We start from the raw sequence: 12,982 nt of genomic DNA on the forward strand, positions 1-12,982 counted from the left end.
GTGAGGTTGCTGAGAACAGGGCGTACACGTGTTTCTTTACCGAACCAATAACCGGTGCACCCTGTCCCGCTGAGCGAACTCGGGCTTACACGAGCGGCCGTGCCGGCCCCCGGAGCTCGTTCAGCGCCTCGTCCAGGAGGCGGCGCAGCAGCCGTGCGTCGGCGGCGAGAGCGGTCACCAGGACGGCGGGGCCGGCCAGGGGAACGAGTGAGGCGGTCGGCCCCAGCAGTCTGGGGGCGGGCAGGTGGTCGGCGAAGGCCGGGTCGACCACCAGCAGTTGTCCCACGGCGCGGTGTCCCCCGAGGACGGCCGCCCCGTCCCATCCACCCGGCGCGTCGGGACCGAACGTCAGCTGCTGGTCGAACAGGGGCCGTCCGGCCCTGCGCACCGTCAGCCGGGTGGAGAGGCGGCCGGTGGTCTCACCGTGCCGGCCCAGGATCTGCTCCTCACGGAGTACCAGGCGGGCGGATGCGGCGAGTTCGACCCGGGTCGTCATGTCGAGTGTGCTGCCCCGCGCCGAGATCAGCTGCTCGGGCAGCCAGAGCAGTTCGGCCCGCTCCCCCACGTCGAGCCGCACGTCGTAGGACGCGGGTACATCGTCCGGGCCGGCGCCCGGCAGGGCCACGGTCGCGGCTGCGGAGTCCACCGTCACCCGGCTCCCGTCCCCGGCCCGGACCTCGATGCCGAGCCGGTCGCCGCCGAGGGGCGCGCTCATGGCGCCGATCACGGTGACGCGCGTGTGGGCGGGGTCCGGCGATCTGGTCCGGCGCAGGGCGAGCGGGCCTTCGCTCTCGAGTACGGGCAGCGACGTGCAGCCGCGCCCGTCGGCGACCGCGGTGATCCGGGCGGTGGCCGTGACGCTCATGCGGCCCAGGCCGCGAGCCGGGCCCGTACCCAGTCGGCGACGGGCGCGACCCCGTCCTCGGCCTTCAGGGAGGTGAACACCACGGGCAGATCGCCGCGTTGCTCCGCGGCATCCCTCGCCATCCGGCCCAGGTCGGAGCCCACGTAAGGGGCGAGGTCCGTCTTGTTGACGACGAGCAGGTCGGCGGTGGTCACCCCCGGACCCCCCTTGCGCGGGATGTCGTCGCCGCCGGCGACGTCGATCACGAACACCTGCGCGTCGACGAGGCCCTTGGAGAAGGTGGCGGTCAGGTTGTCGCCGCCGGATTCCACCAGGATCAGATCGAGCGGGCCGACGGAGTCCTCCAGGTCCTCGACCGCTTCGAGGTTGGCGGAGATGTCGTCGCGGATCGCCGTGTGCGGGCAGGCGCCCGTCTCCACGGCCTGGATGCGTTCGGGCGGGAGGACGGCGTTGCGCAGGAGGAAGGCGGCGTCCTCGCGGGTGTAGATGTCGTTGGTGACGACCGCGATGGAGAGCCGGTCGCGCAGGGCACGGCAGAGGGCTGCGACCGTCGCGGTCTTCCCGGACCCCACCGGACCGCCGAGGCCGATGCGCAGGGCTCGGCGGGTGCCGTCGGGGCGTGCGGCGTCGGCACTGACGGCCGCGGGACCGTGGTGGGCGTGGTCGAGGTGCATGGGTGCGGCTCCTGGTGCGGCTGGCGGTGGGCATCGGTGGTTCGGGGGGCGAGCGGCGGTTCAGGACGCGAACAGGCGGACCGGCCAGGCCGCGTGGGCCTCCGCGGAGATGTCGAGCAGGGGGGCGGAGGCGGCGGGCAGCGCGTCGATGCCCTTGCGCGCCGCCGCGGCCGCCTGCGCCGCGACCCGGTCGAGTTCGGGTGCGAGGCGGGCGAGGACCGCGGCGGCCTCGAAGGGATCGAGGGAGAGCAGCCGGACCACCGCGGTGGCCGGGCCGCTGACCGTCTCGTAGGCGACGCAGTGGGCGGCGTCCTCGGGTCCGAGACCCGCTGCCCGCGCCGTGAGGCCGAGGACGACCGGCTGGTGGGCCCCGCGGGGCAGGGCCGCGGCAAGGGCCGACAGTTCGGGGCTGGGCCAGGTGGCGCGGGCGGCCCGCATCAGCTGGCGGCCGAGTTTGCGTGCGGCGGCGCGTAGGGCGGGCGAGGGGGTACGGGCGTCGGCGGCCTCGTCGAGCGCGAGCGGATCGAGACCGTGGGCCGCGGCGGCGGCCAGTGCGGCGGAGGTGAGGCCGGTGGTGTGGAGCCTGCCCAGGCAGAAGCCGGCCAGGTCCCGGGCGTCGCGGATGCGTCCCGCCTTGACGGCCGGCTCCGCGCCACCCGAGTGGGCGTGGCCACCGGCGGGGAACCGGCCGTCGGCGAGGACGAGCAGTGCTGCGCGCGTCGTCATGAGGTGCTGACCTGCTGTCAGAAGAGGAAGTAACGCTGGGCCATCGGGAGTTCCGCCGCGGGAGCGGGTTCGACACGCTCGCCGTCGATGGTGACGGCGAAGCTGTCGGAATCGACGCGCACCTGCGGCAGCGCGTCGTTCTCCCGCATGTCCGCCTTGGTGACACCTCGGGTGCTGGTGATCGGCACGAACCGCTTGCCCAGCCCCAGCCGCTCGGGGAGTCCGTCCTCGACGGCCGCGGCGGAGACGAAGTTGAAGGAGTTGGCGGCGGGCGCCCTCCCCACGGCCCCGAACATCGGCCGCGGCATGACCGGCTGCGGCGTGGGGATCGACGCGTTGGCGTCACCCATCTGTGCGTACGCGATCTGGCCCCCCTTGATGACGAGTTGCGGCTTCACCCCGAAGAAGGCGGGATCCCACAGCACGAGATCGGCGAGCTTCCCCGTCTCGACGGATCCGATCTCACGGTCCAGCCCCTGGGCGACGGCGGGGTTGATGGTGTATTTGGCGACATAGCGACGGGCCCGGTTGTTGTCGGCGGCGCCGTCGCCGGGCAGCGCTCCCCTCCGCCGCTTCATGACGTGGGCGGTCTGCCAGGTCCGCAGGACCACTTCACCGATCCGGCCCATCGCCTGGGAGTCGGACGAGATGATCGAGATGGCACCCAGGTCGTGGAGGATGTCCTCCGCCGCGATGGTGGACGGCCGGATGCGGGACTCGGCGAAGGCCAGGTCCTCCGGCACGGTGGGGTTGAGGTGGTGACACACCATCAGCATGTCGAGGTGTTCCTCGATCGTGTTGACCGTGTGCGGCCGGGTCGGGTTGGTGGAACTGGGCAGGACGTAGGGCTCCGAGACCACGCTGATGATGTCGGGCGCGTGCCCGCCTCCCGCCCCTTCGGTGTGGTAGGCGTGGATGGTCCGCCCCGCGACGGCTGCGAGCGTGTCGGCGACGAAGCCGGCCTCGTTGAGCGTGTCGGTGTGGATGGCGAGCTGCGCACCCGTCTCCTCGCAGACGCTCAGGCACGCGTCGATCACGGCGGGAGTAGCACCCCAGTCCTCGTGGATCTTGAACCCCAGCGCGCCTGCCCGCAGTTGGGAGTGCATCGCGTCCCGGGACATCGTGTTGCCCTTGCCGAGCAGTCCGATGTTGACCGGGTACCCGTCGAGCGCCTCGAACATGCGGGCGAGGTGCCAGGGTCCGGGGGTGATCGTCGTGGCCTTGGTGCCTTCGGCGGGGCCCGTGCCTCCGCCGACGAGGGTGGTGATGCCGGAGGAGAGCGCCTGGTCGATGAGGGTCGGCGAGATGAAGTGCACGTGCGCGTCGATGGCACCCGCGGTGACGATCTTGCCGTTGCCCGCGATGATCTCGGTCTCGGGTCCGATGACCAGGTCGGGGTGGACTCCGTCCATCGTGTCGGGGTTGCCGGCCTTCCCGATGCCGGTGATCCGGCCGTCGCGGATACCGATGTCGGCCTTGACGACACCCCAGTGGTCGAGGACGACCGCTCCGGTGATGACGGTGTCCGGTGCGCCTTCGGCACGGGTGGTGCGCGCCTGGCCCATGGATTCCCTGATCACCTTGCCGCCGCCGAAGACGGCTTCGTCCCCGGCGCGCCCGGGACCGCCCGACCTGTCCTCGTCGATGCGGACCACGAGATCGGTGTCGGCGAGCCGGATGCGGTCACCGGTGGTGGGGCCGAACAGGTCGGCGTACAGGGGACGGCTGAGTTCAGGCATCGAGGGGACCTCCGGTCTCGCCACGCAGTCCGGGGACGATGCGCAGGCCCGCGAGCGGGACGAGTTCGACGTCGACGGGGATGCCGGGTTCGAAGCGCACAGCGGTTCCGGCAGCGATGTTCAGGCGCAGTCCGCGGGCCGCCAACCGGTCGAATTCCAGACCGCTGTTGGCCTCGGCGAAGTGGTAGTGCGAGCCGACCTGGACCGGCCGGTCGGCGGCGTTGAGGACGGTGAGGCGGGTGACGGGGCGGCCCTCGTTGAGTGGCACCGCGTCTTCCGCGTACAGGATCTCTCCGGGGATCATCGGCCGCTCCCCCGTCAGACGATCGGCTCGTGGACGGTGACGAGCTTGGTGCCATCCGGGAAGGTGGCCTCGACCTGGACGTCGTGGATCATCTCCGGGATGCCCTCCATGACATCGTCACGCGTGAGCACCTTGCGGCCGGAGGCCATGAGTTCGGCGACCGTCCGCCCGTCGCGTGCACCTTCCAGGAGGTGCGAGGTGATCAGCGCGATCGCCTCGGGGTGATTGAGCCGCAGGCCGCGTGCTCTGCGCTTCTCGGCGACGTCGGCCGCCACGTGGATGAGCAGGCGTTCCTGTTCGTGCGGGGTCAGTTGCACGCTTCCACCTCTTCGTCTTCCGCCCGGTACCTGCCCCGGGCGCAGCGGGACCCTATCCCGCCTTCAACACTCTGTTGAACGATGAAGAGGGTTCCGCGGCCAGGTATTGCACGTTAGGGCGAAAGTTTTTCCGGCGCGTTAACTGATCTTTTGCGGCCCCATGGACATCAGGCCCCGCAAGCCGTTCTCCAGCACCTCGGGTTCGACTCCGCCGAACAGCGCTTCCTGCACCATGAACCCCTGGGCGGTGGCGATCATCGTGCGGGCGACGTCGTCGGCGGAGACGTCGGCGTGCATGATGCCGGCCGCGCGGTAGGCCTCCACGAGCTTCGCCCAGCCCACGCGCATGCCGGCGTAGCCGTCGCTGAAGGCTGTGGACAGACGGTCGCTGCGCAGAGCCTCGGCCCAGACCTGGACGATGAGCGCCGCGCAGGTCCGCCGCTCCATGCCGTACAACTGCCCCGCCAGGAAGGTGCGCAGCACCCTGCCGAGGAGCACGTCCGGAGTGGGCGGCGGGGTGATCTCGGCGGCGTCCTCGAAGGCGTGCCGGATGCCGCCGAACGCCTCGTCGGCGATGGCCGCGATCAGGTCGTCCTTCCCCGCGAAGTAGCGGTAGACGGCTCCCGCGGACAGCCCGACCTCCTTCAGCACGTCCTGCATCGATGTTCCGTGGAAACCGTTGCGGGCGAAGCAGCGGGCGGCGCCGGCGAGGATCTGCCGGCGGCGGGCGTCGAGGTGCTCCTGGGAAACGCGTGCCATCCGAAAAGCGTAGAACGAACATTCATTCTCGACAAGCCGAGCGGCGGGCCCGCACAGTTGACAACGAAAAACGAACGATCCTTCTCTTTGGAAACGAGGCATCCTCCATGCCTGCTGCACCGAACCGCCGGGCGGCGGCCGCCGTGCTGCTCGTCCCCCTGATCGTCACGCTCGCGCTCTGGGCCTTCGCGTGGCCCGCCGCCCGGATCGCGCCCCGCGACCTGCCCGTCGGCGTCGCCGGCGCGGCTCCGGCCGCCGATCAGCTGCAGAAGCGGTTCGAGCAGGAGGAGGGAGCCTTCGAGATCCACCGGTACGCGGATGAGCCCGCCGCCCGCACCGCGATCGAGGAGCGGGTCGTATACGGGGCCGTCGTGGTCACCTCCGAGGGCCCCCGGCTGCTCACCGCCTCGGCCGCGAGTCCGGTCGTCTCACAACTGCTCACCGGCGCGGTGGCGGCGGCCGCACCCGGCGGGGGCGGCATACCCGTCACCGACGTCGTCGCCGCCCCGGAGGCCGACCCCCGCGGCAGCGCGCTCGGCGCGAGCATCCTGCCGCTCGCGCTGGCCGGAGTCGCCGCAGGGGCGATCGTCACCCTGCTGAAGCTACGCGGGGCCCGGGCGGCCGCGACCCTGATCGGCGCCTCGGCCCTGGTCGGGCTCGTGGCGACCGCTCTGGCCCACAGCTGGCTCGGCGTGATCACGGGCGACTGGTGGGCAGAGGCAGGCGTCGTCGGACTCACCGTCGTGGCGATCGGCTCGGCGGTGGCGGGGCTGGCCGCACTCCTCGGCACGCCGGGCATCGGCCTGGGGGCGCTGCTGATGGTGCTGTTGGGCAATCCGTTCTCCGGCGTGACCAGTGCGCCCGAACTGCTTCCCGCACCGGTCGGCGTCCTCGGGCAGTGGCTGCCGCCCGGGGCGGGCGGCTCCCTGCTGCGGTCGGTCGCCTTCTTCGACGGTCACGCGGCGGGCGGACCTGCGCTGACCCTCGCGGTGTGGGCCGCCCTCGGCCTGACCGCCGTACTGGTGGGCGGGCGCGGGCACCGCGACGATCCGGCACGCCGCGTCGAGACCGCCGAGCACGCACCGGAGCCCGCACTCGCCTGAACGGCCCGCCCTCCGCGCCGAGTCGCGTCCTCCCCGCCCGCGCGGCGGAGGGCGCGACTTTGCGTTCCGTCGGCGGCGGGAGCCCCGGTCGGTCGGTCGTCCCGGTCGTGGCCGCGGTGCTCCGCGGCGACGCCGAAGCGGCGCCGTCCGCACTCGGCCGGCTCCGAGGATCGGATCGACGACACCATGCGCTTCCTCGTCTGCGAGGTGGAGACCTTCTGCATCGGCCGAGCGGGTTCCGGCGCCGCGGTGCTGCTGGCCGCGGGCGCCCCCGGTCGCGACATGCGCTGCCCGGCGCCCGGGTAGTCATTCAGCAACCCGCCCTGGAGGAGCCGGTGCGGGGGCAGCCCTCGGATCTCGGGATCCCGGCACGCGAGTTGTCGCGCGAGCGTGAGCTGCTCACAGCGATGCCGGCGTTCCACACAGGGCGTTCCGCACAGGAGATCAGCGCCGACATCAAGCGGGACACCATCCTCGACGCCCCGGCCGCCCTGGCGTTCGGGCTGGTGGACCACGTCGTGGAGAACCGCACTCCGTCCCAGCCGCCGCACCCCGCGAGGTGAACCAGCGATGCTCACACCCCAGTTCCCGCCCCTGCCCGCACTCACCCGCGCCGAGGCCGAGTTCATCGACTCCTACCTCGAGGCGCTCGACCAGCTCGGCCGCATCAACCCCGCCCGCGGCGGCGATACGTACGGGGCGCTGCGGGCGGCGCAGGCGCTCGCCTCCAGGGCGGTCGTCCTGCGCGACGCGCTCACGCTCATGCACGAACGGGGTGAGTCGCGGATCCACGCGGAGACGCTGGCCAGGGCGTTACGGGTGCTGGACGGGGAGCGGCGGGCCGGGCGGGTCGCCGTGCCGCCCGCGCCGGCCGGCTGAACACAGGCGCCTGACTCCCCGGCGAGGGAACTCCCTTGCGGCGCTCTTGCCGACACGCCCGACGACTCGATGAGTTTTCCTCGCTCGTTCGGCGTAGAAGGTCCCCCTCCCGAGGGACAGCCCAACTTGCGCATGCGGCGCGGACAGTGAACGGAATCTGTCGTTCCACCGCTGGTGCGGGGCTGGTCCGGCGCGGCCGAGCGGCCACGGGATCAGCCTCGTCCACCCGAATGGATCAGTGGTGACGACTCTCACACAGCGCGGCTTCAGCGAGGAAATCCGGCGGGGCGTGCGTAAAGATCCCTGGGACGACAAGCCCCCGCCGCCGCGGCGGGGCGGTCCGGGCGGACGCCGAGTCCTGCCGCTGTCCGGATGCCTGGTCGACAGAAGTGGATCGGCAGGAGTGGAGGACCCGAGCACAACGGGCCGCCCGGACATCCGGACGGCCCTCGGGGTGAAGCCGCCTTGCGCGGCCGGGCAACTTCGCCAGCCCGAACCCGACAGGTCATCCTTCACAGGCGGCTGACGAAGGGTTGCGCATGACTGCGCAGGTTCATGTCCCGTCTCTGTTCGCCCGGGTCGGCACGGCCTCGGTTCTCACGTTCGCCGTAGGCACCACGATGCTGGCGCCCGGTTTCGTCGAGGACGCCGAGGCCGCGAGCCATTCGACGAGGGCTCTCGACATCGCCGCCTCGAAGAAGGGCGCGCCCTACAGATACGGCGCCACAGGCCCGCACCGGTTCGACTGCTCCGGGCTGACGCTCTACTCGTATCGGAAAGCGGGCAAGAAACTTCCCCGCACGGCGCAGCAGCAGTACAACAAGACCCGCCATATCTCCAGGTCGCAGCGGAAACGCGGCGACCTGGTCTTCTTTCACTCGGGGCGCGGTGTCTACCACGTCGGGATCTACGCCGGAAGCGGCCGGATCTGGCACTCCCCGAAGACCGGGGCGGTGGTCCGGCTGGAGAAGATCTGGTCGAACAGCGTCTGGTACGGGAGGGTCCGCTGACCCCTTCGTCCGCCCGACGCCTTCGGCACCACTTCCCACCGTGATCAGTGCAGCAGGGGCCCGGTCACCAGCACGAGTCCCAGCGCGGTGAGCGCCGTGCCGCTGCCGCCCTCGATGGCGCGGGCGGTACGCGGCCGGCGCAGCCACCTGCCGAGACGGTCCACGAGCAGCGCCACGGCCGGGAACCAGACGAGCGCGAGCAGCACGACCACCGAGGCGAGCAGCAGCGTCCTCGGCAGGGGCGCCTGGCCGTCGGGGACGAACTGCGGCAGCAGGCTGAGGAAGAGCACGGGCGCCTTCGGGTTCAGCGCGTTGGTCAGGAAACCCTGGCGCAGCGAGCGTCCCGGGCCCGGCGCCGTCCCGCCCCGGCCCGCCTCCTCCGTGCCCGGAGCCGAGGCGGGCCGCTTACGCATCGCCCGGAGTCCGCTGAGGCCCAGGTAGAGCACGTACGCCCCGCCGAGCAACTGGACGGTGCGGAAGAGAACGGGCGTCGCCACGAGCACGGCGGCGAGCCCGGCCACCGCCAGCGCGGTGTGCACGAGCAGCCCTCCGGCGACTCCGACCGCGGTGGCGAGGCCGGAGCGGCGGGATGCCAGGGCGTTGCGTACGACCACGGTGAAGTCCGCGCCGGGCAGCGCGACCATGCCTGCCGCCACGGCGACGAAGGCCAGAAGTTGTGCGTCCATGGAGACACTCTGACCCGTGGGAGCCTTTAGCGTGTACTTGCAATCTTCTGGGTCTGCCAAAAGGAATGCTTCATGTACGACCCCGTCAGGCTGGCCGCACTGGTGGCGGTGGCCGAGGCCGGATCGATCACCCGGGCCGCCGCCCGGCTGGGCTACACGGCGCCGGCGCTCTCCCAGCAGCTGGCCAAGCTGGAGAGGGAGGCGGGCGCCGCCCTCCTCGTCCGGCACCACCGCGGGGCACGGCTGACCGCCGCCGGCGAGCTGCTGGCCGGCCGGGCCAGGCGCGTCCTCGACGAGATGGACCAGGCACGGCACGAGCTGGCCCGGCTCACGGGACTGTCGGGCGGCAGACTGCGGGTGGGCACCTTCGTGACGGCCGGAATCCACCTGCTGCCGCCGGTCCTGACCGCCTTCCGGCGCGCCCACCCGGATGTGGAGCTGGCGGTCACGGACTACGAGCCTCCCGCGGGTGTGGCCGCCGTGGCGGCGGGCGACGTGGACCTGGCACTGACCCACGCGTACGAACCCGCTGCCGCGGCGCCCCTGCCGGCCGGGGTGTCGGCCGATGCGCTGCTCGTCGAGGACCTGGTGCTCGTCACCGCGCCGGGGCAGATGCTGTCCGGGAGCAGCGGCCCGCTTCCCCTGGCCGATCTGGCGGGTCGCCCGCTGATCAGCAGCGCGCCGCTGCATCCGCCCCGCCGCGGGGTGGAACGCGCGCTGGCCGAGGCGGGTGCGACCCCTGCGGTCGTGTGCGAGTCACCGGGGTACGCACTCGTCTGCGCGCTGGTCAGCGCCGGCCTCGGTGTCGCCGTGGTACCCGAGATGGTCGCGGCCATGTCCCCGGCGCCGCTGGCCGTCCGACGGCTGGAGCAGGCAGGGTTCCGCCGGACGATCTCGGTGGTCCACCGGGGCCGGGAGAACACGGCGGCCGCCGCCACGCTGCTGGCACTGCTGCGGAGTGGTTTCGGCCGGGCAGGCGCGCCGTGAGTCTGTGTCAGGCCTGCGCGGGGACGGGCCAGGGCAGGACGATCGAGACGGTCTTGCCCCCGTCGGGGGTGGGGATGACGCTGAGTCTCCCCCCGCACTCCTTCGTGAGGGAGCGGATGATCACCATGCCACGGCCGTTGTCCTGGCGGACGGCCGCGGGCAGCTTCTGCGGCCAGCGGGGGTGGCTGTCCGTCACACCCAGGTAGAACTCCTCGTCCCGGTCGAGCCGGAGGTCGACGGTGAAGGTGGGTGACAGTCCGAAGGTGTGCTGGACGGCGTTGGTGGTGAGTTCCGAGACGATCAGCCTTACCGCGTCGGCCAGTTCGCCGCCTTCGGCGAGGCCCCACTCGGTGAGTACCCGCGCGACGTAACCGCGGGCGGCGGACACCGAGGCCGGGTCGCTCGGCAAGGTGACGGTCGCTTCCTGATGGTCTGCCATGGCGTCGCCGTCCCTTCCCGCCCCGACCGTTCCGCAACCGGTCCGGAATGTGGTTCGCGTCAGACTGCCATCTCCCGGGCCGTCCGTACCTGCGATCCACCAAGATATGCATATATCTGTCGCCCATTCCGGTGAACCATGCCCCGGGAACCGTGACCGGGCGCCACACTGGCCACTTTCCGAGCCGCCCCGGACGGGGTCGGCTCTCCGTACAACGGAGGGAGGCCGCCGTGCGCAACGGCCCGGTCGTACGCCGCCGCAAACTCGGCGAAGAGCTGCGCGGTCTGCGTCACACATCCGGACTCACGAGCCGGGAAGCCGCGGGCATGCTCGGCTGGCACCAGTCGAAGGTGAGCCGGATCGAGACGGGCGCGAGCGGGGTGTCCCCCGACGACGTGACGCGGTTACTGGACGTCTACGGCGTGGACGACGGGCAGTTGCGCTCCCTGCTCCAGACGCTCGCCGGATCCGCGGGCGGGGGCGGAAGCGGCTGGTGGCACGCCTATCGGGGCCTCATTCCGCCGCAGTACCGTGACTTCATCAGTCTCGAGTCGCAGGCGGAGGCCGCACGCACACTTGAGACATCGGTGGTGCCGGGGCTCCTCCAGACCGCCGACTACGCGCGAGCCGTGACCCTCTCCACCCTGGACGGCCTGCCCCCCTCGGCTCTCGACTCCCTGGTGGAGGTCAGGCTCGCCCGGCAGAGCGTCCTCCACACGCCCGGACCACTGCGCCTCAGCGTGGTGCTCGACGAGGCGGTCCTCAGGCGCCAGGTCGGGGGCGCCAGGGTGATGCGGGAACAGCTGCGGCACCTGCTGCGGGCCGCCCGGCTTCCGCACGTGACCCTGCAGTTGCTGCCCTTCGAGGCGGGAGGGTACGTCGGCCTCACCGGACCCTTCGTTATCTTCTCCTTTCCGAGCACATCTGATCTGGATGTGGTCGTTCTTGACCACTTGACGAGTAGCCTCTATCTGGAGCGGAGAGAAGACCTCGAGGCGTACAGCTCGGCCTTCCGCACGATGCAGGCCCACGCGCTGTCGCCGGAGCGTTCGCTGGACCTCATCGCCGCGCTGGCCGGCGACGGTGAGACGGAACCTTCAGACTGCCCGAGGGGGGCACGATGTCCGACCGTCCCGCACAGCTCACCACGTCCGCGACCGAGTGGCGGCGCAGCAGCCGCAGCACCGGAATGAACAACTGCGTGGAAACCGCGCTCGTCGCCCCCGGCAGACTCGCCGTCCGGGACTCCAAGGACACGTCACGTGCGCACCTGAGCCTCTCAGGTGCGGCCTGGGCGGCCTTCGTGACCTCGCTGCGCGGCCCCGACGGCCGCCCAGGAGGCCTCAGCTGACCTGCGGGGGCGCCGATCCGGCGATCGTGGCCACCGCGAAGCCGATCTGCTCCGCCGTGAGGTCGGCCCGGGCCGTCAGCCGCAGGCGCGAGATGCCGTCGGGCACCGAAGGAGGCCGGAAGCACCCGACCGCGAGTCCCGCGGCGCGGCAGTCGGCGGCCCAGCGCACCGCCGACTCCGCCGACGGTGCGCGGACCGAGACGACGGCGGCGTCCGGGCGTACGGCGGTGAGTCCGGCGGCGGTCAGCAGGCCGTGCAGTTCGGCGGCCACTTCCCTCGCCCTCGCGGCACGCTCCGGCTCACGGCGGAGCAGCCGCAGGGCGCCGGAGGCCGCGCCGGCCGCCGCCGGGGCGAGGCCCGTGTCGAAGATGAACGTCCGGGCGGAGTTGACCAGATGGGCGATGACCCCAGCCGGCCCGAGCACCGCTCCGCCCTGGCTCCCGAGCGACTTCGAGAGGGTGAGCGTGGCGACGATCCCTTCCCCGCCCGCGAGTCCCGCGGCGGCGAGGGCGCCGCGCCCACCGTCCCCCAGCACGCCGAGACCGTGTGCGTCGTCCACCAGGAGGGCCGCGCCCGCCTCCCTGCAGGCATCGGCGAGCGGCACCAGCGGAGCCGCGTCGCCGTCCACCGAGAAGACGGAGTCGGTGACGGCCACCGCCCGTCCGCCGTGCGTCAGGAGCGCCTTCCGCGCCGCCTCGGGGTCCGCGTGCGGCACGACCGCCGTGGCCGCACGGGAGAGCCGGCAGCCGTCGACGATCGAGGCGTGGTTGCCCGCGTCGGACACGATCAGCGAGTCGCGCCCGGTGAGCGCGGTGAGAGCGGCGAGGTTGGCCGCGTAACCGGAGGAGAAGACCAGGGCGGCCTCGAACCCGCAGAATTCGGCGAGTTCGCGTTCGAGCCGGGTGTGCAGCGTGGTGGTCCCGGTGACCAGTCGCGAACCGGTGGCACCCGCACCCCATTCGCGCGCGGCCTCGGCGGCGGCGGACGTGACCTCGGGATGCCTGGTCAGCCCCAGGTAGTCGTTGCTCGCGAGATCCAGCAGATCCGTCCGTGACGCGCGGGGGCGCAGGGTCCGGACGAGTCCGGCATCGGCACGGCGGCGGGCCTCGTCGTCGATCCAGTCGAACGGGGCGTAGGACATGA

Annotated in this window: 16 protein-coding genes, 1 pseudogene and 1 riboswitch; of the genes and pseudogenes, 7 read left to right on the top strand and 10 right to left on the bottom strand. The window is 72.1% G+C overall.

All coding sequences use genetic code 11. The annotated features are described in order from the left end of the window. Positions 1 to 85: 85 nt before the first annotated feature. The 7 genes from OHT61_RS04330 to OHT61_RS04360 all read right to left on the bottom strand — a co-directional run bounded on the left by OHT61_RS04330 (position 86) and on the right by OHT61_RS04360 (position 5,384). A complete protein-coding gene (locus tag OHT61_RS04330) occupies positions 86 to 865 on the bottom strand; it encodes an urease accessory protein UreD (protein WP_329035166.1) in 780 nt (259 codons plus the stop codon). Next, on the bottom strand, positions 862 to 1,539 hold the full coding sequence (ureG, locus tag OHT61_RS04335; RefSeq protein ID WP_329035168.1) for an urease accessory protein UreG: 678 nt from the start codon (positions 1,537 to 1,539) through the stop codon (positions 862 to 864). Before ureG ends, OHT61_RS04330 begins: the two co-directional genes overlap by 4 nt. Before the next feature lie 60 nt (positions 1,540 to 1,599). After that, on the bottom strand, positions 1,600 to 2,265 hold the full coding sequence (locus tag OHT61_RS04340; RefSeq protein ID WP_329035170.1) for an urease accessory protein UreF: 666 nt from the start codon (positions 2,263 to 2,265) through the stop codon (positions 1,600 to 1,602). A gap of 17 nt (positions 2,266 to 2,282) precedes the next feature. Continuing rightward, on the bottom strand, positions 2,283 to 4,004 hold the full coding sequence (locus OHT61_RS04345; protein ID WP_329035171.1) for an urease subunit alpha: 1,722 nt from the start codon (positions 4,002 to 4,004) through the stop codon (positions 2,283 to 2,285). Continuing rightward, positions 3,997 to 4,308, bottom strand: a complete 312-nt coding sequence (locus OHT61_RS04350) for an urease subunit beta (protein WP_329035172.1) — start codon at positions 4,306 to 4,308, stop codon at positions 3,997 to 3,999. The genes OHT61_RS04345 and OHT61_RS04350 overlap by 8 nt, the downstream gene beginning before the upstream one ends. 14 nt (positions 4,309 to 4,322) lie before the next feature. Continuing rightward, a complete protein-coding gene (locus OHT61_RS04355) occupies positions 4,323 to 4,625 on the bottom strand; it encodes an urease subunit gamma (RefSeq protein WP_014157609.1) in 303 nt (100 codons plus the stop codon). Positions 4,626 to 4,763: 138 nt separating this feature from the next. Then, a complete protein-coding gene (locus OHT61_RS04360; RefSeq protein ID WP_329035177.1) occupies positions 4,764 to 5,384 on the bottom strand; it encodes a TetR/AcrR family transcriptional regulator in 621 nt (206 codons plus the stop codon). A 107-nt stretch (positions 5,385 to 5,491) separates the two neighbouring features. On the opposite strand from OHT61_RS04360, the gene OHT61_RS04365 reads away from it, so the two are divergent. The 4 genes and pseudogenes from OHT61_RS04365 (at position 5,492) to OHT61_RS04380 (ending at position 8,376) form a co-directional block, all read left to right on the top strand. After that, positions 5,492 to 6,487, top strand: coding sequence for an ABC transporter permease (locus OHT61_RS04365; protein WP_329035179.1), 996 nt, complete (start codon positions 5,492 to 5,494; stop codon positions 6,485 to 6,487). Between the two features lie 180 nt (positions 6,488 to 6,667). Continuing rightward, positions 6,668 to 7,050, top strand: a pseudogene (locus OHT61_RS04370) (ATP-dependent Clp protease proteolytic subunit); the annotation flags it as partial. Between the two features lie 7 nt (positions 7,051 to 7,057). Beyond that, positions 7,058 to 7,366, top strand: coding sequence for a hypothetical protein (locus tag OHT61_RS04375; protein ID WP_329035181.1), 309 nt, complete (start codon positions 7,058 to 7,060; stop codon positions 7,364 to 7,366). A 363-nt stretch (positions 7,367 to 7,729) separates the two neighbouring features. Then, positions 7,730 to 7,902: riboswitch (cyclic di-AMP (ydaO/yuaA leader) on the top strand. Positions 7,903 to 7,905: 3 nt separating this feature from the next. Further along, a complete protein-coding gene (locus OHT61_RS04380) occupies positions 7,906 to 8,376 on the top strand; it encodes a C40 family peptidase (protein WP_329035183.1) in 471 nt (156 codons plus the stop codon). 44 nt (positions 8,377 to 8,420) lie between these two features. Here OHT61_RS04380 and OHT61_RS04385 read toward each other — a convergent pair whose 3' ends face one another. Further along, positions 8,421 to 9,062 carry a LysE family translocator gene (locus tag OHT61_RS04385; RefSeq protein WP_329035185.1) on the bottom strand — a complete coding sequence of 214 codons (642 nt, stop codon included), beginning with the start codon at positions 9,060 to 9,062 and terminating at the stop codon, positions 8,421 to 8,423. Positions 9,063 to 9,134: 72 nt separating this feature from the next. Between OHT61_RS04385 and OHT61_RS04390 the strand changes: the two genes are divergently transcribed. After that, positions 9,135 to 10,049, top strand: a complete 915-nt coding sequence (locus OHT61_RS04390) for a LysR family transcriptional regulator (RefSeq protein WP_329035188.1) — start codon at positions 9,135 to 9,137, stop codon at positions 10,047 to 10,049. Between the two features lie 7 nt (positions 10,050 to 10,056). Here OHT61_RS04390 and OHT61_RS04395 read toward each other — a convergent pair whose 3' ends face one another. Further along, positions 10,057 to 10,488, bottom strand: coding sequence for an ATP-binding protein (locus tag OHT61_RS04395; protein WP_329035189.1), 432 nt, complete (start codon positions 10,486 to 10,488; stop codon positions 10,057 to 10,059). Between the two features lie 230 nt (positions 10,489 to 10,718). On the opposite strand from OHT61_RS04395, the gene OHT61_RS04400 reads away from it, so the two are divergent. Then, positions 10,719 to 11,681, top strand: a complete 963-nt coding sequence (locus OHT61_RS04400; RefSeq protein WP_329035190.1) for a helix-turn-helix domain-containing protein — start codon at positions 10,719 to 10,721, stop codon at positions 11,679 to 11,681. Further along, a complete protein-coding gene (locus tag OHT61_RS04405) occupies positions 11,609 to 11,839 on the top strand; it encodes a DUF397 domain-containing protein (protein ID WP_329035191.1) in 231 nt (76 codons plus the stop codon). The genes OHT61_RS04400 and OHT61_RS04405 overlap by 73 nt, the downstream gene beginning before the upstream one ends. Here OHT61_RS04405 and OHT61_RS04410 read toward each other — a convergent pair. After that, positions 11,832 to 12,980, bottom strand: a complete 1,149-nt coding sequence (locus tag OHT61_RS04410) for an 8-amino-7-oxononanoate synthase (RefSeq protein ID WP_329035193.1) — start codon at positions 12,978 to 12,980, stop codon at positions 11,832 to 11,834. The genes OHT61_RS04405 and OHT61_RS04410 overlap by 8 nt on opposite strands. Positions 12,981 to 12,982: the final 2 nt, after the last annotated feature.

Source organism: Streptomyces sp. NBC_00178 (genome assembly GCF_036206005.1).
Taxonomy (GTDB): Bacteria; Actinomycetota; Actinomycetes; order Streptomycetales; family Streptomycetaceae; genus Streptomyces.